The following is a 22964-nucleotide window of genomic DNA, read 5'->3' as shown; positions in this document are numbered from 1 at the left end:
GCTGGACACATCCTATCCAGAACTGGAATCTCACGCTATCGCAGATGGCCATCCACTTTCCAGGGCGCTTGGATGACTACATCGAGCTTTGAGCTCAGTAGACTGACACAGAATTATGAACACCCTCGGAATAGGAGACCCTGTGCCGCCACCATGTCCACTAACAGCTCTTTGCTGCTGCTCCATTAGTTGTTTCATATCTTTCCTTTCTAAATCGATTTGCGATTGTCAGAACTAATATACCCTCAGCAATATGCACGAATGATTGCACCGGGCTGTATAAGTTGTTTCTTATAGGATAGCTATCAATTACATAGTGCGAGGCAAAACCTTCTAACGATATATAAGCGCTCCAGCGGTGCCTTTTATCATTTTTCATAGATACCACAACCAGTTTGCTTAGCTGCTTCTACCATATTTACGCCACCATCCATTATTCGTATTCTTTACTTCATCCAGCTCAATTTTCCTTAGCTTATCTTCAGTCCACTGATTATCAGGCGCCTTTCTTAAAATCCATTTCAGCGGAAACGCTGCATTTGCTATTTGGTACAAACTTGGTACATCAGGGAATTTAACAAACTTTCTTTTTTCACAATGAGGGGCCTCAATTGACAATTGTTCAGAGTTTTCAACTTGCACTTCATGTTCATCTTCTAACATAAGCGCCGAACTCTTAGGCAAAAACTCCCAATATTTGATGGTCGCTAAAGGTATACCAAACTCTATCCTGTTTGGATGACTATTAAAGTCAATAATCTTAGGTGTTTTTTTTGATTTTTTTCTAAGACCCAGCATTTCCCTTTCATAATCCACTCTCAGAAAGTCAACATGCCCAAGAAGCAAATCAAATGACTTTCTTTTAAAAACTGGCACAGCAACTATTGGATCCGTAACATTTGGATCAATAGTATTTGTTATCTCAAAGGATGTAGTTTCTCTAATTTTTTGGCTTTCATTTATTTCTACACTACTCATTACACTTTGCTTCAGTTTTTCGGAAAGCTCTGATTTTAGCTTTCCGGTTATGGAGTTTTCTTTAGAAAAACCTATTTTTGCAGCTAATTCCGATGCGAACTTTGCAGTAGATTCACTCTCAAAAAGAAACTTTTCGATTGAGTTAATCTGCCTTACCTCTTCTAGTTCAAAACTAGAAGATATTACATGCTGGGAGCCTACGCCTTTAGGTGATTTGTATACAGCTAATGACTCACCTACTTGGTGTGGTTCGTTCAGTATTCGCTCATTTAATTGAAAATGACACCTGACTATTCCGAATGAAGTACATTTCTCATTCAATGCTTCCCACGCACTCTCTTCCGTAAGATCCACAGAGAAGGGAATTGACAGTTGAATTCTTTTCATTTCTTAATTCCTTATCTAACTAACTCAATTAAATGGGGTAATTCTAACAATCAAACCTAAAACAGTTACAATATGAGCGATACCATGAAACACGAACTAAAAACAAAAAATAAACCTAAAACAAACACTTGTAAAGAACTGAGTGACGAAATAACGCATAATTTGAACACGATAATTGTAGTGGATGACACACGAAACACTGTGTATGGAATAAAGCTGTAATTACTCATCGAAATGAGAGACAAACTATAACCTGGAGGTTAGAACTGATATTAGAATGATTCATGGATGCGAGGATACCCAACTACACCAGCTTTATAACTGCCGTCATGAATAGTAATATAAATAGAATATTAAGTTTCTAAACCCCTCCCACAAAAAAACCGCTCGTCCTAAAACGAGCGGTTTTTATCGTTTGTCAGCCCTGTATTTACAAGGCTTACAAACATCACTTACTCAGCATAAGTCTCTACAGCTGGGCAAGAACAAATAAGGTTACGGTCGCCGTATACGTCGTCGATACGGGTTACCGTTGGCCAGAATTTGTCTTTTGCTACTGATGCTACCGGGAATGCAGCGTAAAAGCGGTCGTAGGCGCGATCCCACTCGTTGCCCAGTACGTCTGCCTGGGTGTGTGGTGCGAACACCAGTGGGTTGTTTTCTACTGACCATTCGCCGTTTTCTACTTTGGCGATTTCAGCGCGGATAGAGATCATAGCTTCGATGAAGCGGTCGATTTCTACCTTAGACTCAGATTCCGTTGGCTCGATCATCAGCGTGCCGGCAACCGGGAATGACATAGTCGGTGCGTGGAAACCGTAGTCCATCAGGCGCTTGGCCACATCCATTTCTGTGATGCCAGAGGCTTCTTTCAGTGGGCGTAGGTCGATAATACACTCGTGGGCAACGCGGTCGTTGCGGCCACGGTAGAGTACCGGGTAATGCTTGCTTAGTTGCTCTGTCAGGTAATTGGCGTTCACGATGGCCATTTCAGTAGCCTGCTTCAGACCTTCACTGCCCATCATGGCAATGTACGCCCATGAGATTGGCAGGATAGCTGCTGAGCCGTAAGGTGCCGCAGATACTGCACCGTTACCTTCGTTGGTGCCCGCTACTTTGATCACGCTGTGGTTAGGCATGAATGGTGCGAGGTGCGATTTAACACCGATAGGACCAACACCCGGGCCACCACCGCCGTGCGGGATACAGAATGTTTTGTGCAGGTTCAGGTGCGATACGTCAGAACCAATTGAGCCCGGGCTGGTTACGCCAACCTGTGCGTTCATGTTCGCGCCGTCCATGTAAACCTGGCCGCCGTGCTGGTGAACAATGTCACACACTTCACGGATGGCTTCTTCATATACACCGTGAGTAGACGGGTAAGTAACCATGATACAAGACAGGTTTTCAGATACGTCTTCTGCCTTCGCGCGCAGGTCATCCAGGTCAATGTTACCGTCGCTGTCACAACCAACCACAACCACTTTCATGCTGGCCATTTGCGCCGACGCCGGGTTAGTACCGTGCGCAGAGCTTGGGATCAGACACACGTTACGGTGACCTTCGCCGCGTGACTCGTGGTATTTACGAATCGCGATAAGACCCGCGTATTCACCCTGAGCACCTGAGTTAGGTTGCAGTGATACTGCATCATAGCCCGTGATGTTAACCAGCCAGTCGTGCAGCTCAGTCATCATTACCTGATAACCCTGTGCCTGCTCTAACGGGCAGAACGGGTGTAGTTCAGCGAACTCAGGCCAGGTAACCGGGATCATCTCAGCGGTCGCGTTCAGCTTCATGGTACAAGAACCCAGTGAGATCATAGAGTGGTTCAGTGCCAAGTCTTTGTTTTCAAGACGCTTGATGTAACGCAGCATCTCAGTTTCACTGTGGTAGCTGTTGAAGTTGTCGTGTGTCAGTACTTCGTCATCACGTACCAGGCTTGCCGGAATACCAGTGATGTTGTTTGCTGCAACTTCGCTGTCCAGTGCTGCTACATCTAAACCATGGCCTTCGCCCAGGATGATGTCGAACAGTTCAGCGATGTCACCGCGGGTGGTGGTTTCGTTCAGCGCAATCGAGTACTCGCCAGCGTGGTTAATGGCAAAGTTGACTTCGTTTGCAACGGCGCGCGCGACTACTGCGTCTTTATCTGCGTCGCCCGCAACCACTGTGATGGTGTCAAACCAGGTGTCGTGCTTCAGTGCCACGCCTTTGGCTTTCAGGCCAGTTGCCAGAATGCTGGCGAAGCGGTTAATGCGCTCGGCAATGGTTTTCAGGCCCTGAGGACCATGGTACACCGCATAGAATGCAGCCATGTTGGCCAGCAGTACCTGCGCTGTACAAATGTTTGAGTTGGCTTTTTCGCGGCGGATGTGCTGCTCGCGCGTTTGCATTGCCATACGCAGTGCGTCGTTACCTAAACGGTCTTTTGATACACCAATGATACGGCCAGGCAGTGAACGCTTGTAGGCATCGCGTGTTGCAAAGAACGCAGCGTGTGGGCCACCGTAACCCATAGGAACACCAAAGCGCTGTGCAGAGCCCAGTACCACGTCTGCACCCAGTTTACCTGGTGCTTTCAGTAGCATTAAGCTCATGATGTCGGCAGCCACACAGGCAATCGCTTTTTTGCTTTGTACCTGTGCGATGATGTCTGTGATGTCGACCACTTCACCTGATGTGGTGGGGTACTGGAACAGGGCACCGAAGATCTCGTGGTTTGCCGCTTCGCTTGCAGGGCCCACTACCACTTCAAAACCAAACTGCTCGGCACGGGTTGTGACGACGTCGATGGTTTGTGTGTGTACGTCTTCAGCAATGAAGAACAGGTTCGCTTTTTTCGCTTTAGACACACGCTTAGCCAGCGCCATGGCTTCGGCAGCAGCGGTTGATTCGTCAAGCAATGACGCACTGGCCAGGTCAAGGCCGGTGATGTCCATGGTCATAGTCTGGAAGTTAAGCAAAGACTCAAGACGACCTTGTGCAATCTCTGGCTGATACGGCGTATACGCTGTATACCAGCCTGGGTTTTCCAGTACGTTACGTAAAATAACGTTAGGCACGTGTGTCGGGTGGTAACCCTGACCGATGTAAGATTTGAAGACTTTGTTTTTGCTTGCTACTGATTTCAGGTAGCTCAGCGTTTCTACTTCGGTACGGCTTTCACCAATTTGCAGGCCTTGCTCTAAACGGATTGAGCTAGGTACTGTCTGACCGATCAGCTCTTCAACACTCGATACTCCAAGCGCAGCAAGCATGTCACTCACCTGAGCCGGGCTCGGGCCGATATGGCGACGAATAAAGTCTTGCTTTTGCTCTAGTTGTTCAAGAGATTTGGCGTTTGACATGTGTCCAGATTCCTATGATCCAAGTAAAAATGGGGGTGTCACTGTTGTTCGACGACCTGCACCTTGATGCACAGTGCGACGAAAATACCTTGGTAACAGTCACAGAGTTTAACGGTGTTGCCACGCCTTAAGTATGTGGCGCAACTATAAAAGCCCCACGCAGGGGGCTTTTATGGTATCTACAACGAATTAGTCTTCGTCGATGTTGGCTTCGTAGCCTTCTGCGTCAAGCAGGTTTTCAAGTTCGCTTTCGTCAGACGCTTTAACACGGAACAACCAGCCGTCACCGTAAGGGTCGTTGTTGACTGATTCCGGAGAGTCTTCAAGCTCTTCGTTGATAGCCACGATCTCGCCGCCGATTGGCGCGTAGATGTCAGAAGCGGCTTTTACAGACTCAGCAACCGCGCAGTCTTCACCAGCGTCAACTTCGTCACCTACGTCAGGCAGGTCAACGAATACCATGTCACCCAAAAGTTCCTGCGCATGCTCAGTGATGCCGACAGTGTAAGTGCCGTCGCCTTCAGCGCGAACCCACTCGTGAGACGTTGCGTACTTTAACTCGCTAGGAATGTTGCTCATTTTATTGTTCCTTTGGTCGATTTATGTGGGCCATCGCCCGTTATTCTATTGTGCTCTGTGCGTTACAGAACCGACTTACCATTGCGTACAAAGCAAGGTTTAACCACTTTAACGTCTACCAGCTTTTTGCGCATTTCAACCTGAGCTGTGTCACCCGTAGAGCGAGGTACACGGGCCAAAGCTACGCTAAAGCCTAACGTTGGCGAGAATGTACCAGAAGTGATAACACCTTCGCCACCTTCTACGATAACTTTAGAGCCACCGCGCAGCACGCCTTTGCTCTCAAGTACCAGGCCAACCAGCTTGTCAGTGCTCTTGTCAGCACGTTGCTGCTCAATCACTTTACGACCGATAAAGTCACGCTCTGCCGGCTCCCACGCAATGGTCCACGCCATGTTAGCAGCCAGTGGAGAAACGCTTTCGTCCATATCTGAGCCGTAAAGGTTCATGCCCGCTTCTAAACGTAGCGTATCACGTGCACCTAGGCCAGCCGGACGGACGCCCGCGTCTAATAATTTTTGCCACAGTTGTGCTGCGTCATCGTTATGTACAACGATTTCGTAGCCGTCTTCACCTGTATAGCCTGTAGTTGCAATGAACAGCTCTTCGGCTTGCACGCCAAAGAACGGCTTCATGCCCTCTACTGCAGCGTTTTGTGCTTCGCTCAGGATAGTGGCTGTTTTAGCTTTGGCATTTGGACCCTGCACCGCAATCATCGCATATTCAGGACGCTCTGTGATAGCCACATCAAAGTCGGCAGCAACCGCGTTCATGTGTGCTAAGTCTTTTTCGCGCGTTGCAGAGTTTACAACCAGACGATACTCAGTTTCTGTGAAGAAGTAGATGATCAAGTCATCAATCACACCGCCCTGCTCGTTCAGCATGCCAGTGTAAAGTGCTTTACCTGCTACTTTCAGTTTTGCCACATCGTTGGCAACCAGCTTGCGCAGGAATGCCTGAGCATCCGCACCTTTTACATCAACTATGGTCATGTGAGACACGTCAAACATACCCGCGTCTTGACGCACGGCGTTGTGCTCTTCGATTTGCGAGCCATAGTTGATTGGCATTTCCCAACCGTGGAAATCGACCATTTTCGCGCCAGCTTCTAGGTGCTTGGCATGCAGTACTGTTTTAGAAGTCATACTCTTCCTTCACTTTATTGTCATCACCCATCCAGTTTCTTCCGGATGCGTGTTCACCGATGTAACACCGGTGAGTGGGGTTAATTTGGTGCGTGTTCGTCTGAATGAGCAAAACCCTGCTCAGCCAGTCTTGCCTGCCACAGGCTTAATGTGTCTTGTTGTGCGATCAGCTGATACTGCTGCTGGTCCTGCTGGACTAACGTGGTGACGAACACCTCGCCGCTTTGTTTACCATAGCAAGCCTGCATGTCTGAAATTTGCAGGCCCGGCGTCAGCGAAAAGCTGCTAAGTACCGTCTCAAGCGCAGCCTCACCGCTCAGTTGCGTAATGGCTAAGTCGCTGCGCCGCACTAATTCAATGTCGTAGTCGCTGCCGTGTTTGCTTACCAGCGCAGTGAGTGCTTGTGCAGCGTCTTCGCTCAGCACAAAACGGTAGGCCGTTTCGCTAAAGTAATACACAGCAAAAGACTGGCCGCCTGCCAGCTGACCCTGTACACCCAGTCCGGGTGCCATCAGTTTGTTGAGGTTCAGCCCCAGCTCCTGATTCAAAAAAGGTGTGGTTTCAAATCCGCTGAAATCCAGTACAACCAGATCCTGTGGCGAGAAAATGCGATTTTCCGCCGCCACCGTACCTAAACGGTGCTTAGCGAAGATGATTGGCGTGCTCATCATGCGACTATCCTGATGAAATTAAGATGCCCAAAAGTATAGGGATCCGCTATCGCAACAACAAATTGTATTTATTTATCGTTTGATAAATAATATTAATGTATTTGGGTTTTATAAATTGATTTTATTAATATGAAAAACTTATCGATTGATGGTCTGCGCACCCTGGTGACTGTGGTTGAAGTAGGTGGTTTTGCCAAGGCTGGCGAGCTGCTGGGCCTGTCTCAGCCGGCGGTGAGCTTGCAGATAAAACGCCTTGAAGAGCAACTGGGCTGTAAACTGTTTAAAAAGCAGGGCCAGCGGCAGGTGCTCAACCAGTATGGCGAGCTGCTGCTGCCTCAGGCTAAGCAAATGCTGCAATTCAACGATGGGATCATTCAGCAATTTACCTCAGAGAGCGTCACCGGTCGGGTGCGTCTGGGCATTCCCAGTGAGTTTGCAGCACGCATTCTGCCCGCCATCATCGGCGACTTTGTGTCTTTATATCCGGACGTGGCGCTGGAAGTGAAATCCCGACTCAGTAAACATTTGCTGTCGGTCTCACGGCAGGACCAGTTCGATCTGGTGCTGGCACTGAACGAAGATCTCAGTTCGTCTAACTACCCGGTATTTATGCAGGACCAGCTGGTATGGGTAGGCGACCTGTCTCTGGCGCAACAGCAGATCGTCACTTTGGTCACGGCGCCGGAGGGCTGCATTTATCGCCGCCGTGCCATCGAGGCGCTACAACAAGCCGGGCTGCAATACCGTATTGTGTATAGTAACGCCGATTTAACGGGGCTGACGGCCGCGCTTAAAGAAGGCCTGGGCATTACGGTGCTGGCTAAAAGTACCGTGCCGGCTACGCTCAGTTACCAGGCCCAGACAGCGTTTTTGCCCGAGCTGGGCCAGATTGGGATCAGCCTGGTTAAAAACACCCAGGAGTCTGCGCACGCGGTGAATAAGCTGGCCGAGTTTATTGCACTGCGCTTGGGGTAAACATTGCTTTTGAGACCTGCGGGATGACAGGTGGTGTATTTGGGAATGGGTGTTATTAGTGTCACTCCTGAGTCGCCTGTTAGCAGATCCCGCATCGAGTGCGGGATGACAGGCTGTGTATGTGGGAATGGATGTTATTGGTGTCACTCCTGAGTCGCCTGACCCCTTTACACTCTGTCTATTATCACTCCTAACCGGCATGCCTACACACCGTCATCCCGGCATGCGAGCCGGGAATTATTTGAATTCAGCTTAAGTGTACCTTTTTGATACCAGGTTGCCTGTGAGTAGTTCCCGCATCAAGTGCGGGATGACTGGGGTGTATGCGGGATGACGGGAGTTGAGTTTCAAAAGTTGTGTTTGATGCTCAACCCTACAGGTGTAAGCGGGCTGCTTGTTTGGCATAAAGCAGCCCTTCAATAATAGTTATTCGCCGATGGCTTGTTGTACAAACAGGTCTTTGATCGGGCCGAGGTTGTCTACTACATTCAAACCCACGCCACGGACTAACTTTTTCAGTGGGTGACTGCCGCTGAACAGCTCTTTTAAACCCTGCATCATGGCAATGTGTTTTTGCGCATCGAGTTTGCGGGTGCGTTCGTACTCGCGCAATGTACGGTGAGCGGCAAACTCCTCGTTGTCTTCGCTGAGTGCGTTGATCAGATGTGCGGCATCTTTGAGGCCCAGGTTCATCCCCAGTCCCGCAAGCGGGTGGATGGTGTGTGCGGCATCGCCCATTAACACCACTTTGCCGGTCAGCCACTGCTGTGCGTAGCGCATGGTCAGCGGGAATACCGCACGCTCGCCGTGCACCGTACACAAACCACACTGGAGGTCGCTGGCTGCGCTCAAGGCTTTATTGAAACTTTGCTCGTCCATGGCCATCAACTCGCGAGCGTGTTCAGGTGCCGTAGACCAGACGATTGACTGAGTATGAGGATCTGACAAAGGCAACAACGCCAGCGGACCATCCGGCAGGAACACCTGACGCGCAGTCGCATCGTGCGGTTGCTCGGTTTTGATGGTGGCCACAATGGCGTGGTGGTCGTAATCCCAGAAGCTGATCGGCAAGTTAAACTGGCTGCGTACCCCGGAGTTAGCCCCATCTGCTGCAACCAGCAATTTGGCCATCACCGGTGTGCCCTGCTCCAAGGTGATCAGCACATCGCTGTCGGTCTGATGGATAGACTGATAACGGCTGCCAAACAGTAAGCTCGCCTGGCTGTGCTGTTGTAAGGCCTGATATAGGGCAAAACGGATAGCGTCGTTTTCGATAATATGGCCCAGCTCAGGCAAAGCCAGCTGCTGTGCGTTAAACTGAATACGGCCAAAACTGTCGGCGTCGCACACCGACATTTTACGATAAGCCGTAGCACGCTGCGCCTTAATGGCATCCCACACGCCTAACGACTCAAACAGGCTCTGGCTGGCCAAACTGATGGCACTGACTCGCGCGCCATAGGCCTCGCCAAGTGGCTGCGGCTCAGGACCGGCATCCAGCACCATCACCGAGATATTGTTCTTTGCCAGACCCAGCGCTAACGCCAGGCCGACACACCCACCACCGACTATGCACACTTGTACTTGCTGCATGATTATTCCTTACAGGGTTCGTCCCATGAGTTGTCGCGCCAGTGGCGCTTTCAGTTGTGAGAACAGGCTCATCGACAGCAGGCCACAACTGCGCCCCAATGCCAGCATACGAGAATCATTAGAAAACAGTCTGACCAAAGAATCGGTCAGCGTCATGACACGGTTTATGTCTGACTCGCGCGCGGTTTTGTAGCCTTGTGTGAACGCATGACTGCCCCACTGCTTGTGGTCAGTCTGTTGCAACTGCGCAACCAGCGCCTGAATGTCGCGCAATCCCAGGTTAAAGCCCTGCCCGGCAATGGGATGAATGGCATGCGCGGCATTACCAATGAGCACACAGCGATGATGCACCAGCTGCTCAACGCGGCCTAACACCAGCGGATAACTGGTGCGCCTGCCAACCCGTTCAAACATCCCGGCGCGATAGCCAAATGCGCTTTGCAGACGCGCAAGGAACTTTGCCTCATCACATTCTCGCAACGTATCGAGGTCCTGCTGCGGCATACACCACACCAGAGAGTAGCGGTTGTTGCTCATCGGCAGCAGGGCCATCGGGCCATGCTCGGTAAAACGCTCAAACGCCTGCCCCTGGTGCTTATCGCTTATCTGCACATTGGCTATCAGGGCACCCTGTTCATAAGCCACACTGTCAAAGCCAATATTTAGCTTGCTGCGGGTCGGCGATTGCGCGCCATCGGCCACCACCAACAACTTACCCGACAGTGTTTCGCCGCTGTCGAGCACCACATCAACCTGTGTCTGCTGCTGATGCAAACGGGTAATTTTGGCCGGGCAATACAAGGCGATATCCAGCTTGCTTAGTTGCTGATGCAAATACGCGCCATAAGGATTCACTTCAACCACATAACCCAAGGCCTCAACCGCGAACTCATCACAGGTGATGGTGGTTTTGCCAAAGTGGCCGCGGTCTGAAACATGTACCTGAGTAATTGGCTCTGCAAAATCCCAGTGCGGGTCAAATAACCCGAGTGCACGCAAATAAGAGACCGACTGCTCGGCCAGTGCCAGACTGCGGTCGTCAAAACTGGGGTGATGAGCTGTTTTGGGCTCAAAAGCTTCAATCACCGCGATGCGGCTATCGGGAAGCTGTTTTTTGATCGTGACGGCAGCGGTGGCACCGGCCATACCACCACCCACGATTAACACATCAAAGTGTTGCAAGTGTTGCTCCTGCTTGTATTTATTCGCCTGAGCGCATTAAGGCTTCAATCTGGGCAATGGTTTTAGGCACCCCAGCGGTGAGGTTTTCAAAGCCATCTGCGGTGATCAGCAAGTCATCTTCAATGCGCACGCCAATGCCCTTAAATTGCTCAGGCACTTCGGCATCTTCGTCAAAGTACAGGCCCGGCTCTATGGTCAGCACCATGCCCGGCTCAAAGGGTCTGTCGGCTTCATCCAGCTTGTATTCGCCCACATCGTGCACATCCAGCCCCAGCCAGTGGCCCAGGCCATGCATATAAAAGGCTTTGCAGGCTTGCTTGTCGAGCAATTCATCAACTTCGCCAGCCAAAATACCCAGCTCAATCAGCCCCTCAGTCATCACCCGCATCGCGGCTTCATTGGCTTTGACCAAAGTGCCGCCTGGCTTAACCTGTTCAAAAGCGGCCTGTTGAGAGGCCAGTACCAGCTCATACACGGCTTTTTGCGGCGCGCTAAAGCGACCATTTACCGGGAAAGTACGGGTAATGTCGGCAGCATACCCTTCAAGTTCACAGCCTGAGTCGATCAGGATCAAATCGCCGTCGGTTAATTCGTCGCAATTGTCGGTATAGTGCAAAATATTGGCGTTGTTACCCGAGCCCACTATGGTGCCATAGGCCGGATGACGGGCGCCATTCATGGCGTAATGGTGGTGAATTTCGGCTTCCAGCTGGAACTCGGTGGCACCGGGCTTTGCAAACTGCATGGCACGTTTGTGAGCATCTGCACTGATCTCGCCCGCTTTGCGCATCACCGCTATTTCAGCTTCTGACTTAAACAGACGCATCTCGTGAAGTAACGGGCGCACATCTTTGATGATTTCTGGTGCCCGGTAGCCTTTTTTCGGCGCGCCACGCAAAGTACCAAGTAGGGCCCAAATTTTATCGTCAAACGCGGTGTATGTGCCCTGACCGTAGTAAAGTGCCTTACGGCCATTGACCAGGTTCAGCAATTCTTCATCCAGTTCACTCAGAGGAAAGGTCTGGTCCAGCTCTAAGGCGGTTTTGGCTTTTTCGTGACCCATGCGGCGGCCATGCCAGATCTCGGCCAGCTTGTCTTTATTACGACAAAACAGCGTTTGTTGTGTGGTGCCGTCTTTGTCTTTGCAAAGCACCAGTACCGCATCGGGCTCTTTAAACCCGGTCAGGTAGAAAAAGTCGCTGTCCTGGCGAAACGGATACTCAGTATCACGGCTACGGGTCAACTCAACAGCAGCGGGGATCACCGCCACCGCATTGTTATCCATTTGCGCCAGCAGCTCAGTGCGGCGCGTTACAAATTCCTGGTTGGCTATCATCATAATTAATGCACTGTTTTAGAGGTCGGTGAAGCGGCGTCTTTGCCTAGCTCAGCAAAACACAACAGGGCCGACACACGGATGTATTCAATCACCTCATGCAGTGCCTGTTTGTCTTCTTCACTTTCGTCGAAATGGGTATCTAGTTTAGTGATTTCGCTAAAGTCACCAATCACTTCTTTTACGTCGGCCGAAAACTTACCATAGTCTTTTTGCTTGAGGCCGAAGCCCAGTAAAAACCCGGACACCCAGGCTACCAAGGCATTGGCCTGATCGCTCAGGCTTTCTTCCATGGGTAGATACAGCTCAAACAGGTGCTCTGGATCATTAAAATGCGCAACGACCAGTTTATATAGCTCGGCAAAAAATTCTTTCAGTGGCGCAGCAAACTTCTGACCATCGTTAAAGACATCGCTCAGCAGCCCCAGGTACTCCTGCTCTTCGATATTCAGGCCACATGCCAGTAAGCCGCTGATGGTACCGTGCACTTCAGCCGGGGCAATGTAGATATCGTGTTGTTCCAGCAGTAGCTGTGCTTGCTGATAATCTCTTAATTCACTCATGGATAATGTTCTCGTTTGCTTTGATCTGCTAAGTTAATGCTACCACCCGAAGTATAGCAACAGCAACGACTTGTCGGTTTGTGTACAAATAATCTACGCACTTTTTTGCGTTGTTCAGATGCCATACAAAAAGTGCATAAATCACCGCCAGTCGGACGACTTTTTACGGATATTTGCCGATAAAGGTTTCTAGATGCGGTTTGGTCTTATATACTGAAATCGTTCCCTAGCACGTTGGACAGTGGATGATGTCCCTGAGCCGATAACTTTTTCTTAGGAACGCAGTTTGCTTACTATTGCGCAGGCTCGGCAGGTACCGAGAAGCCTACGGTAGGCTGTTGCTTTCCGCCTTGAACCTTAGGGTTCAAGGACTGACATCTGCATCCGCGTTGCCGGGGACACCTTTTCCTTTTGCTGCAAAAGCACCGCCATTCCTTGCACCATCATTCAGATATTAAAAACCAGCCAGGCATAAAAAAACGCCCCGAAAGGCGCTTTAGATTACTACTGCGACAATTTACGTTTGGCGGGCTGCGCGTAGATAGATAGTACCAGCTGGCGTAACTCTTCCGGTACTTGCTCCAGCGCTTCCATAAAACGGTTCTTCTCCAGCTCACTGCTCTGGCTTTCATCGCCGGCGGCCAGATAGTTGCTCGAATGCAGATAGTAATTGCTGACTATCTGCTGATCGATGATTTCGGCCAGCTGCTCAGGCGTTTCGAATTCTTCGTCTATCGGTGAGCCAAACGCCACATGTACATGACCCTTATCGCTGCTGAACCCTTCGATGATGCTGCTGATGTCTTCGCCTTCGGCTTTCACATATTCACCGAACTGCTGTTTATGGTACAGCTCGCGGGCTTTTGACACGGCGCACGGTTCATACTGATAAGAAATCGACACAGGGACAATCTTGAGCTGGCGCACATATTCGGCAAACGGCAGTTTTAGCTTACGCCCATTCAACTGCAACATTTTCAGCAATGCCGGATCGGTAAAGTCGACGCCATCTTTAGCGCGGCCTTCTTTTTGTGCGATCCAGATTGAGTTGCCCTCGTCCAGCGAGTCATAAATATACGCAGACAGCTGAGACAAGGCACGCAGCATCTCTTTTGGCGCTTTGGCTGAGCGCTTCACAATAAAGCTCTTATTTAGGCGCATCAGCTCTGTGATATAAGGCACCTGAAGCAGGTTATCGCCAATGGCAATGCGCACAGTTTGCATTTTTTGCTGATGCAGACCCCAGTTGACCAGCGCCGGATCCAGCACTATGTCTCTGTGGTTGGAGATAAACAGATAAGCGCCCTGCTTGTCGAGCTTATCCAGGCCTGAATAGGTTACCTTGCTGGTGGTACGCTCAACCAGCATAGACAGATAACCGGCTACTTCATTCTGAACCGCTTCAACATTGGTGACTGACTGCCACTTTTTCTTCAACCGGCTGCGCACCAGTGGCCGGGATATCAGGTCCCATCCTGCCAGCCATTTGGGCAGGTTATGCTCCGCAATCACATCAATAAACTGATCATCGTCCAGTAAACGCTGCAAAGCTGCGGGGACTTCATCGTCATTGTAAGGTCTGATATCTGCGTATTTATCCACTAAACTACTCTTTATTATTGGGTGGTTGTCATCAAAACGTCTTATTCTATCGTGCCCCCTGATCGGAAGCTAAGAATATCAAGTCTGACCAGAAGTGCCTGCATCACTCGCGATATTATGCAGGCACCAGAGGTTATGCCGACACCTGAGCGGGTAAAAAGCGTTGTTTAATACCCTGCAGCATCAACCTTGCCATCAGCAGAGCCAGTACCACGCCTGACCCCAGCGTTAACCAATAGGGCAACACTTCGTGGTCGTGTCCCATAATAGGCGCCACCGTAAAGCCAAACTGTGCTACCAGCCAGTCGGTCAAAAATCCAAAAATAATTGCCACACCAATCACCGCGCCAAGATAAGCAAACACCGCGCGACGGCCCAGCTCTTTGGCCACCACACCAATGGTGGCCACGTTGGTGGCGGGACCTGCCAGCATAAAGACCAGCACCGCACCGGGAGACACACCCGCCAGCAATAAACCGGCCGCAATGGGCGTTGACGCTGTGGCACAAATGTACATTGGAATGCTGACCAGAATAACCACTATCATGGCCAGAATACCATTGCCCCACTGAGCCAAAAAGGCTTCGGGAACATAGGTTTGTACTAAGGCAGCAAAGAATAGACCAATCAGCAACCATTGCATAGTATCGGCTAATAATTTGTTACAGCTAAATTGCACAGCAGACGCTAGCTTTTGCCACAGCCCAGGCTTGGTTTGCGCTGATGCACAGCAGGATGTGGCCTGCTCCTCGGGCTTTTGCACAGGCTGACTATCGCAACAGCTGCTTTGCGGCGCAGACTCTGCCTTAGTGTGGCTTGCGCAACAGCTGCTGGATTGCACTGGCGCCGGTTTAGGCTCAGTGGCACAGCAACTGTTTTTTTCTGCCTCTGCTTTTTTGGCTGAGCTGCCACAGCACCCGCTGTCTGATGCGTCTGACGCAGCAGGCTGTGTGTTGCCCTCGTCATTACCAACCAACACACCGGCGGTGATCGCACTGACTACCGCAGCAATGGGCCGGATCACGGCCATAAATGGCCCAAGCAGTGCGTAAGAAACCGAGATGGAGTCTACCCCCGTTTCGGGTGTCGATACCAAAAAGGCTGTCGTGGCACTTTTGGACCCACCAGCACGACGCAACCCGATGGCAGCCGGGATGACCCCGCAGGAACAAAGCGGCATAGGCGCACCTATCAGAGCCGCCTTGACGGTCGTCCAGAGCCCCTCTTTACCTAGGTACTTTTTTAAAAAATCTTTGGGAATAAAAACGTTAAGCAAACCAGCAAGTAACAGACCCAGCATCAGCCAGGGCGCTGAAACCAAAAAGAGTTGCCAAAAATTATCAAGCAGAGCCATCTACATCCTCCAACGCGGTTAAAATGGAACAATCATCAGCACTTTCTTCGCCGCCACAACAGCGTTCGGCCAGCACGCTCAGTGAGCGCTCGAATTTCAATAACTCTTCAATTCTTTGCCGGGTTTGCGTCAGCTTCTGTAACGTCAGCGATTTCACTTCTTCACAGCTGTGATTGTGTTTATCAATTTTAATGGTCAGCAGTTCCTGAATATCTTTAAGACTGAAGCCCACCGCCTTTGCCCGCACAATAAACCGCATCTGCTCAAGCGCGCTATCGTCATATAATCGATAACCTGCCTGGCTGCGAACACTGGCCTGCAACAGACCCTGACGCTCATAATAACGCAGTGTGTCGGTAGACACATTCAATTGTTTTGCAATATGGCCAATCTTATACATAGTCAGTTTTGCCGTCCTTTATGAATCTGATCACAGTATAAACCTTAGAGTTGAGTTCAAGGTCAAGCACAAAGATAAACTTTGACAATAAAAATGATACACTCGGCGCCAACTGATAGTAAGGAGTGTTTGCTCACCATGAATATTGTTGTTTTAGATGCCGCCACGCTGGCGGGTGTTAGCCTGAGCCCGCTCAGAAAATTTGGCACAGTCACCGAGTACGATACCACCTCAGCTGAACAGCTGATGTCACGTATTCACAGCGCTGAGGTGGTTGTGACCAACAAAGTGGTGCTCAATGCCGATGCGCTGAGCCAGCTACCGCACCTCAGATTGATCTGCGTGGCCGCAACCGGCACCAATAATATCGACCTGGAGGCTGCACGTGCCCACAATATCGCGGTGACCAATGTGGCTGGCTATTCTACGCCATCTGTGGTTTTGCACACTTTTACACTGCTTGGCAACCTGATGAGTAATATTCACCGCTATGCGCAGGATTGTGCCAATGGTGCCTGGCAACGCAGCGACCTGTTTTGTCGTCTGGACTACCCAATTCACGACCTGTCGGGCAAACGCTTTGTGATAGTCGGCTATGGTAACCTTGGCCAGGCGGTTGCTAAGGTCGCCAGCGCCTTTGGCGCCGAAGTCGTGATTGCAGAGCGCCCGGGGCAAGAAACAGTGCGTGCCGAGCGCGTTGAATTTACCGAAGCGCTGCGCAGTGCCGATATTGTCTCTATTCATTGCCCTTTAACCGACACCACCCGCGACTTGTTTGATGCCGACACACTGGCGCAGCTTCCGGCGCATGCCATCTTACTGAATACGGCGCGCGGCGGCATTGTCAATGAGCAGGCACTGGCAGATGCACTGGCCAGCAAGCAGCTACTCGGCGCCGGCGTAGATGTACTCAGCGTGGAGCCGGCTGCAGCTGATAACCCGCTGGTGCAGTATCAGGGCAATAACTTGTTACTAACCCCACACACGGCCTGGGCCAGTCAGGAGTCGATCACCCGCCTGATCCGGGGTATTGCCGAGAATATTGATAGCTTTTTACAGGGGCGCGAGCACAACCGCCTGGTGTAACCTAGTGACGTACGGCGTATATAGGAATAGGTGCAATTGGCGTCACTCCTGAGTCGCTTCAAGTAGTTCCCGCATAGAGTGCTGGATAACGGTCGGCGTATGTGAGAATGTCGCAATTAATGTCACTCCCGAGTCGCCTTTAAGTAGTTTCCGCATCGAGTGCGGGATGACGGGCGGTGTATGTGAGAATGTCGCAATTAATGTCACTCCCGAGTCGCCTTTAAGTAGTTTCCGCATCGAGTGCGGGATGACTGGAGTTGGATGTAAGAGTTGTAGCTTAAAGGCAGCACTGAGTCGTCAGGCTCTCTTGCGCTTTATCTATTACCGCTCCTAATCGGCATGCCCACACTCCGTCATCCCGGCCTTCGAGCCGGGAACTATTTGAATCCAGCGCAGGTGTATCTTTTAAACAACAAGTCGTCTGATGATAGTTCCCCCATTGCGTGCATGATGAGATGCAGGGGCCACTTCGTGCTTTTAACTAACTAATGGTTAATTTATTCAAAATTTAGTGCCATATATTAGTTACCACTTTATCGCAAAACGTAAGATATTGATTTATAATAATTTAAAATATGGCAAACTCTTTGCTAACTATAATTCAAAGAAAATAAAGACGGCTAAGCCTGGGATATAAAAATGAAAAAACTACTACTCGCAACTGCGCTATTAAGTTCAACCGCACTGACAGGCTGTGTCGTTGCGGTCACAGATGGCGAATATAACGGTCACCACAGCTGGAAGAAAGAACAAAGAGAAAACCGCGAAAAGATCAGCCAACTAAAAATCGGCACTGAATACCAGAGCGTGCTGAGCAAGCTGGGCACACCTGAATACACAGACATGGTGTCGAAGGGAGATACCGTTTATCAGGTACTTTACTTTGCCACCAACAGTAAGCACTCAGACGGCGTTGTTACTAAAGATGAGTGCACACCTTTACTGTTTAAAGACAGCAAACTCGTTGGATTTGGCGATACAGCTATGGCACACCTGCTATAACCTGCTGTGCTATCGGTTCAGAGTAAACGCGCTCTGAACCGTTCACATCACACTTAGCACCCCTTTTTGTTGCCGTTCGCGTGCTTCGTTCAGTGCGGTTGCGGCCAAATCAAGCGGATCCCGGTGCACTCTTGAGAAGTCTGCTTTGGTGTAGCAAATCCCAACACTCACAGTCACATGCGCACAAATTGGCGATTGAGGATGGCGAATAGCCAGCGCTGCCACCGCTTTGTGCATAGCCTCTGCGACCTCTTGCGCCTCTATTTCACTGATATCACGCAGCAATGCAACAAAGCGTCCGCCATCATACCGGGCCGTAAACCCATCCATATTACTGATAAGCCCGGCAACAACCTGCGCAATCTTATACAGGCATTCATCGCCCCGGATATGGCCAAACAGCTGGTTATATCGCTCAAAGTGATCTACCCCCAGCACAAATACCGCCAGCGGCCGAACCCCCGACGCGCATTGTCGCCAGAAGGTTGCCAGGGTTTGATCCAGCGCCCGACGATTGGGCAGTGATGTCATGCCATCTATCAGCGCTTGCTGGCTGAGCTGATCATTACGCTGCTTGATGGCCAGATGAATTTTTACCCGGGCTTTTACGATATTGGGGTTAAATGGCTTAGTAATATAGTCGACAGCGCCCTGCTGAAGACTCTGCGCTTCATCCAAAAAACTGGCACTTGCAGAGATCACTATCACAGGCAGTTGAGCGGTCTCTGCATTGGCTTTTAACGCCTGCAAAAATACCTCGCCAGCATTACCCAGTTGTTGATTGTCCATGATGATCAAATCAACCCCCGCACCTTTAAGTTGGGTCAGGGCCTGTTCTGGTGTTGAACTTAGTGTCACCAGGTAGATTTCTTCCAGGGTATTTTGCAGCACCACCCGGTTAAGCGGGTCCGGATCTAAGACCAGAATATGGGCCGATTTGTGCATTTTCTTATCCTTTTAACCAAAACGAAATAAAACACAAAGTTTGTTCTGCGGCTGCCAGCAACCGCGCTTGTTCATCAGACACCTGCTCAAACGCCGCTTGCTGCGCTTGCTTTGCAGCCGTTTCGCACTCCCGCGCCTGAGCAGCTAAACGGCGCAGCCCCAGTCCGGCTGCCGAGCCTTTAATGGTATGTGCCAGACTAACGAGTTCAGGCGCACTGTGTGTGTTGTGCAAAGTGTTCACGTACTCTTCACAAAGCTTAGCAAACTTTTCCAGCATTGTGCGCACCAGCGCCTCTTTCCCCATCATTTGGGCCAGTGCAAAGGGGTGATCAAAGATAACCTCGCTGTCCGGCACGTAATTCTGTAGCGCCGCACACAAGTCTGCAGGGGTCACAGGCTTGACCAAAAAGCCATTTAAACCGGTCGCCATGGCCTGTTGTTTTTCCTGTTCATGGGCATTGGCAGTCAAGGCGATAATGGGCAAAGTGTCGCGGTCAAAGTGGCGACGCAGCTGCCGGCTGGCTTCATAACCATCGATATTGGGCATGTATAAATCCATCAGCACTACATCGGGGCGCAGCTTCTGGCAAATATCGACAATTTGCTCTGCATTGCTGAGCGCAACCACAGTTGCACCGCGCTGCTGCAAAACTGTGGTACTGATATCCAGATTCACTGGGTTGTCATCGACCACAATACACAGCAAGGGCGATAACAAGCAGGGTTCTGGCGGCGCTGCTCTGGGCGCTTCCAGTGAGCAGGTGCTCAGACTTTGATAAAACACCGGCGCAAATAACCTGAGGGCGTCGGAGTTAGCTGGTAAAACGTCAGTACATGCGGCGGTGTCGGGCACCAGCCAATGTGCATGCAGGCCAGATTCAGTCTGACTCAATGCCGCAATATGGGCAGGATTGTCACACGCCAGATAATGAACTGAAGCGGCTGCACTGAGCGCTTTGAGATCAGCCACACTGCCTTGGCGGATCCCTTGGTGAGTTAGGTAGGGCAAAGGTGCCTGCTCGTCAGAGATCACAAACAGGGACTTTTGATGTTCATCATCGGGCAATGCGGCGCGCTCCAGTTGCAGGGTAAACTCAAAGCGGCTGCCAACCTCGGGCTTGCTGCACAGCGTAATTTCCCCGCCCAATAACTGGATCACCTGCTTCACTATTGCCAGACCAAGTCCGATCCCTTCATGAGTTCGCGAGCTACTCTCATTGCCCTGTGTAAAGGCATCAAACAAACGCGCCTGATCGCGCTCACTGATCCCAGGGCCGGTATCCCAGACGCAAAATTTAATGGCCTGCCCGGACGCTTGCATGTCGGGTTGCAAAGACAGGCTTACGCCAACCCTGCCATACTCAGTAAACTTCACCGCATTACCCAGCAGGTTCATCAGCACCAGCTTGATACGCGCCTCATCACCAATCAATCTTGGCCAGATAAACGGGTCTACTTCTATCTCAAACGCCAGTTGTTTGGCACTGCTCAGCGGGGTAATAAAGCCACTCAGGCTGGTTACCAAATCGACCAGACAAAACGGCTGGTTGTTGGGCTTACCCTGACCACTTTCGAGCCGCGCAAAATTCAGAATATCATTGAGCATCGCCAGTAATTGCTGGGCGGCGCGCTCTATTTGCTCCAGTTTCTGCTGCTCTTTACTGGCGTCCAGCTCACTCTTAAGAATGCTTACCATACCTAAAATGGCATTGATGGGTGTGCGGATCTCGTGGCTGATATTGGCAATAAAGCGACTTTTGGCATGGTTGGCCCGCTCGGCATCCAATCGGGCACGGATCAGCGCGGTGACGTTCTGAATGTGGATCACAAAATATTTAGGGTTCTTTTGCTTGTCCCAGACCAAAGAGACACTGAGATGCAACCAGCGTTTGGGGTCTTGCTGAGCCAGGCTCAACTCGCTGGCGCCTTGACGCTCCTGCAGACAATGATCCAGCACATCATTGAGCGCCTCCACATCGGCATCCTCGAATACGCTATACAGGCTGCTGCCAATATCAACGCGCGTGAATAACTTACGCGCCGCCCGATTCAGTTCAAGCACCAGGCGATCGACAGACAATAAAATCACCCCGTTAGGCGCATACTCAATAGCGGCTTTAAAATTTTGCTCCGATGCCCGTAATGCAGTCAAAGCCTGTTGCTGCTCGCTGATATCCCGTGCAACCCCCAAAGTACCAATACGCTTGCGCAAGTCATTATACAAAGGCGACACCGTGATCAGGTAACTACTGCCCTCCAGCTCGAGGGTATCGGTCAGGCTCTGCCCCTGGCGATTCATGGTCTGTTCCAGATCCAGCAAAGCCAGGTGTCGCTCGGTCACTTCCTGATGTTCACGGGCCACCAGGTCAACCTGAGAAACCCCGATAAAGCGCTCAAAAGCCTCGTTACAGCCAATAAAAGAGCCATCGATATTCTTGTAGTAAACCAGATCAGGCACTGAGTTGAGGACAGTTTTCAGTAAAGCAGCCTGGCGCTCTTTGGCCTCTAAACTGCGTGACAGGGCTTTCTTCTGCTGCTGCACCTGCTCATCCAGCTTTGCGTTATTGTCTTGCAATTGTTGCAGCGCATTGCGCTTTTGTGTCACGACCCGCTTAATCTCTAAAAACCAGGGTTGCCAGTCTTTAGGAACCGCATAGTCCATAGTCGCTTGGGGAGTATTCTCCTGGTAGGTCAGATATCGCACAAAGTGCTTAAGTGGCCGGATAAACACCTGCGCGTTGAGCCACACATAAGCGGCGAACGTGAAGACAATAAACAGGATCAGAAAACCCAGCTCAAGCAGCACTTCGTATCGAGCCGGTGCAGAAAAGCTGGCTTCGTCCTGCGCAAAGTTCAGGGTGAAAGGCTGAGCCGCAGGGCGATAGCTAAACTGCACACCACCGTCCCAGGGCAACTTTGCTGCGCGTACCTCAGCTTCTGCAATCTCCTGGTAGTCTTTGCTGGTAGCCAGCGTCACACCCGGCTGGGTGCCCTTTAACGCCAACCCTCCGCCGCCAAAAGCCATATGTTGCAACCGGCCTGCCAATTTATCTACATCGTAGATCAGCAAAATTTGCGACAGCGAGCCGCTGGCCAGACGCTGACCCAGTGCAAAATAGCGCTTACCAAAAACCCGGGTTGGCATGCTGGTGGCGGTGATCCCCTGACTGAATTGCGGTGTAAAACGCGACTCAACAATGGCCGTCAGCAGGTTGCTCTGACTGGTATCACGACGCTTCACAAAGGCAAACCCATTGTCCTGAACAAAAACAACCGCTTCGAGCTCATCGATCAGTGCCAGTGCCGTGTTAAAACTGGGGCCCAGCGCCATGATCTGCTGCCACTGCGCAACCAGCTCCGGAGTTGGAACAAAGCGGCCAAGCCCGACCACCTCGCCGCCGTTATCGGGCAGCTGGCGATAAAAATAACCGGCCTGCTGGCGAATGTTCTGCTGCCAGTCGGCATCCAGCTCATAGCGTATGGGCTCAGACAGGCTATTGCGAATACTGGTGATGACGGTTTGTGCGGCCAGGGTTTCCTGCTCAACTTGCCCGGCGAGCACAAAAAACTGCGCCTGATAGACCTGATACTGGCGCTCAAGCTTAATCTGATAAAGGTGAAAGCACAGCACCACGGCCAGCAGCATAGGTACCAGCAAGGCAACACTGATCGCCTTACGATAGTTCTTAAGAGGGAGAAATTGCGGCACGCAGCAGCTCGACGTTAGTTCCTTGTTTTAGCAAGAGTAACGAGCAGTTGCCAATCTTTCAAGTGAGTTTGGTTCGCCACAAAGCGAAAAAAGCGGGCCACACAGGC

At 50.8% G+C, this 22964-nt stretch carries 17 protein-coding genes and 1 other RNA gene; 4 read left to right on the top strand and 14 right to left on the bottom strand.

The annotated features are described in order from the left end of the window. Positions 1 to 399: 399 nt before the first annotated feature. From L1285_RS22850 to L1285_RS22830, 5 genes are all read right to left on the bottom strand, one after another. On the bottom strand, positions 400 to 1365 hold the full coding sequence (locus L1285_RS22850; protein ID WP_235414465.1) for a hypothetical protein: 966 nt from the start codon (positions 1363 to 1365) through the stop codon (positions 400 to 402). 452 nt (positions 1366 to 1817) lie between these two features. Continuing rightward, on the bottom strand, positions 1818 to 4715 hold the full coding sequence (gene gcvP, locus L1285_RS22845) for an aminomethyl-transferring glycine dehydrogenase (RefSeq protein ID WP_235414464.1): 2898 nt from the start codon (positions 4713 to 4715) through the stop codon (positions 1818 to 1820). A 189-nt stretch (positions 4716 to 4904) separates the two neighbouring features. Then, complete coding sequence (gene gcvH, locus L1285_RS22840; protein WP_054016478.1) at positions 4905 to 5294, bottom strand: glycine cleavage system protein GcvH; 390 nt, start codon at positions 5292 to 5294, stop codon at positions 4905 to 4907. Between the two features lie 62 nt (positions 5295 to 5356). Then, complete coding sequence (gene gcvT / locus L1285_RS22835; protein ID WP_235414463.1) at positions 5357 to 6439, bottom strand: glycine cleavage system aminomethyltransferase GcvT; 1083 nt, start codon at positions 6437 to 6439, stop codon at positions 5357 to 5359. Positions 6440 to 6519: 80 nt separating this feature from the next. Continuing rightward, positions 6520 to 7110, bottom strand: coding sequence for a hypothetical protein (locus tag L1285_RS22830; RefSeq protein WP_235414462.1), 591 nt, complete (start codon positions 7108 to 7110; stop codon positions 6520 to 6522). A gap of 129 nt (positions 7111 to 7239) precedes the next feature. Between L1285_RS22830 and L1285_RS22825 the strand changes: the two genes are divergently transcribed. Beyond that, on the top strand, positions 7240 to 8085 hold the full coding sequence (locus L1285_RS22825; protein WP_235414461.1) for a LysR family transcriptional regulator: 846 nt from the start codon (positions 7240 to 7242) through the stop codon (positions 8083 to 8085). A 426-nt stretch (positions 8086 to 8511) separates the two neighbouring features. Here the strand turns inward: L1285_RS22825 and L1285_RS22820 are convergent, their stop codons facing one another. The 4 genes from L1285_RS22820 to L1285_RS22805 are packed head-to-tail and all read right to left on the bottom strand — an operon-like array spanning position 8512 to position 12759. Further along, complete coding sequence (locus L1285_RS22820; RefSeq protein WP_235414460.1) at positions 8512 to 9678, bottom strand: FAD-dependent oxidoreductase; 1167 nt, start codon at positions 9676 to 9678, stop codon at positions 8512 to 8514. Between the two features lie 9 nt (positions 9679 to 9687). Continuing rightward, on the bottom strand, positions 9688 to 10860 hold the full coding sequence (ubiH, locus tag L1285_RS22815; RefSeq protein WP_235414459.1) for a 2-octaprenyl-6-methoxyphenyl hydroxylase: 1173 nt from the start codon (positions 10858 to 10860) through the stop codon (positions 9688 to 9690). Between the two features lie 19 nt (positions 10861 to 10879). Next, positions 10880 to 12196, bottom strand: a complete 1317-nt coding sequence (pepP, locus tag L1285_RS22810; protein ID WP_235414466.1) for a Xaa-Pro aminopeptidase — start codon at positions 12194 to 12196, stop codon at positions 10880 to 10882. 5 nt (positions 12197 to 12201) lie between these two features. Then, positions 12202 to 12759 (bottom strand): UPF0149 family protein, encoded by a 558-nt coding sequence (locus L1285_RS22805; RefSeq protein WP_046005547.1) that lies wholly within the window; start codon positions 12757 to 12759, stop codon positions 12202 to 12204. A gap of 220 nt (positions 12760 to 12979) precedes the next feature. Here L1285_RS22805 and ssrS point away from each other — a divergent pair. Then, a non-coding RNA gene (gene ssrS, locus L1285_RS22800) (6S RNA) lies at positions 12980 to 13162 on the top strand. A gap of 101 nt (positions 13163 to 13263) precedes the next feature. Here ssrS and L1285_RS22795 read toward each other — a convergent pair. From L1285_RS22795 to zntR, 3 genes are all read right to left on the bottom strand, one after another. Next, positions 13264 to 14361: a lysophospholipid acyltransferase family protein gene (locus L1285_RS22795; RefSeq protein WP_046005546.1), complete on the bottom strand. Its 1098-nt coding sequence runs from the start codon at positions 14359 to 14361 to the stop codon at positions 13264 to 13266. A gap of 133 nt (positions 14362 to 14494) precedes the next feature. Further along, positions 14495 to 15715, bottom strand: coding sequence for an SO_0444 family Cu/Zn efflux transporter (locus tag L1285_RS22790; protein WP_235414458.1), 1221 nt, complete (start codon positions 15713 to 15715; stop codon positions 14495 to 14497). Next, positions 15702 to 16115 carry a Zn(2+)-responsive transcriptional regulator gene (gene zntR / locus L1285_RS22785; protein ID WP_235414457.1) on the bottom strand — a complete coding sequence of 138 codons (414 nt, stop codon included), beginning with the start codon at positions 16113 to 16115 and terminating at the stop codon, positions 15702 to 15704. The genes L1285_RS22790 and zntR overlap by 14 nt, the downstream gene beginning before the upstream one ends. Positions 16116 to 16253: 138 nt before the next feature. On the opposite strand from zntR, the gene L1285_RS22780 reads away from it, so the two are divergent. After that, positions 16254 to 17201 (top strand): D-2-hydroxyacid dehydrogenase, encoded by a 948-nt coding sequence (locus L1285_RS22780; protein ID WP_235414456.1) that lies wholly within the window; start codon positions 16254 to 16256, stop codon positions 17199 to 17201. A 639-nt stretch (positions 17202 to 17840) separates the two neighbouring features. After that, positions 17841 to 18203: a DUF3192 domain-containing protein gene (locus tag L1285_RS22775; RefSeq protein ID WP_046005542.1), complete on the top strand. Its 363-nt coding sequence runs from the start codon at positions 17841 to 17843 to the stop codon at positions 18201 to 18203. 42 nt (positions 18204 to 18245) lie between these two features. Here the strand turns inward: L1285_RS22775 and L1285_RS22770 are convergent, their stop codons facing one another. Further along, positions 18246 to 19148: a GGDEF domain-containing response regulator gene (locus L1285_RS22770; RefSeq protein WP_235414455.1), complete on the bottom strand. Its 903-nt coding sequence runs from the start codon at positions 19146 to 19148 to the stop codon at positions 18246 to 18248. Positions 19149 to 19152: 4 nt separating this feature from the next. Continuing rightward, a complete protein-coding gene (locus L1285_RS22765; protein WP_235414454.1) occupies positions 19153 to 22857 on the bottom strand; it encodes a response regulator in 3705 nt (1234 codons plus the stop codon). Positions 22858 to 22964 lie beyond the last annotated feature (107 nt).

Origin of the sequence: Pseudoalteromonas sp. DL2-H2.2, assembly GCF_021532535.1 — a bacterium.
GTDB classification, from domain to species: domain Bacteria; phylum Pseudomonadota; class Gammaproteobacteria; order Enterobacterales; family Alteromonadaceae; genus Pseudoalteromonas; species Pseudoalteromonas rubra_A.
Note: the sequence above shows the minus strand (reverse complement) of the source record. Positions and strands in the feature narration are given on the sequence as shown.

Coding starts and splice junctions, on each gene's coding strand:
- L1285_RS22850 (WP_235414465.1), bottom strand. CDS start 1,365: ATGAAAAGAATTCAACTGTCAATTCCCTTCTCTGTGGATCTTACGGAA.
- gcvP (WP_235414464.1), bottom strand. CDS start 4,715: ATGTCAAACGCCAAATCTCTTGAACAACTAGAGCAAAAGCAAGACTTT.
- gcvH (WP_054016478.1), bottom strand. CDS start 5,294: ATGAGCAACATTCCTAGCGAGTTAAAGTACGCAACGTCTCACGAGTGG.
- gcvT (WP_235414463.1), bottom strand. CDS start 6,439: ATGACTTCTAAAACAGTACTGCATGCCAAGCACCTAGAAGCTGGCGCG.
- L1285_RS22830 (WP_235414462.1), bottom strand. CDS start 7,110: ATGATGAGCACGCCAATCATCTTCGCTAAGCACCGTTTAGGTACGGTG.
- L1285_RS22825 (WP_235414461.1), top strand. CDS start 7,240: ATGAAAAACTTATCGATTGATGGTCTGCGCACCCTGGTGACTGTGGTT.
- L1285_RS22820 (WP_235414460.1), bottom strand. CDS start 9,678: ATGCAGCAAGTACAAGTGTGCATAGTCGGTGGTGGGTGTGTCGGCCTG.
- pepP (WP_235414466.1), bottom strand. CDS start 12,196: ATGATAGCCAACCAGGAATTTGTAACGCGCCGCACTGAGCTGCTGGCG.
- L1285_RS22805 (WP_046005547.1), bottom strand. CDS start 12,759: ATGAGTGAATTAAGAGATTATCAGCAAGCACAGCTACTGCTGGAACAA.
- L1285_RS22790 (WP_235414458.1), bottom strand. CDS start 15,715: ATGGCTCTGCTTGATAATTTTTGGCAACTCTTTTTGGTTTCAGCGCCC.
- zntR (WP_235414457.1), bottom strand. CDS start 16,115: ATGTATAAGATTGGCCATATTGCAAAACAATTGAATGTGTCTACCGAC.
- L1285_RS22780 (WP_235414456.1), top strand. CDS start 16,254: ATGAATATTGTTGTTTTAGATGCCGCCACGCTGGCGGGTGTTAGCCTG.
- L1285_RS22775 (WP_046005542.1), top strand. CDS start 17,841: ATGAAAAAACTACTACTCGCAACTGCGCTATTAAGTTCAACCGCACTG.
- L1285_RS22770 (WP_235414455.1), bottom strand. CDS start 19,148: ATGCACAAATCGGCCCATATTCTGGTCTTAGATCCGGACCCGCTTAAC.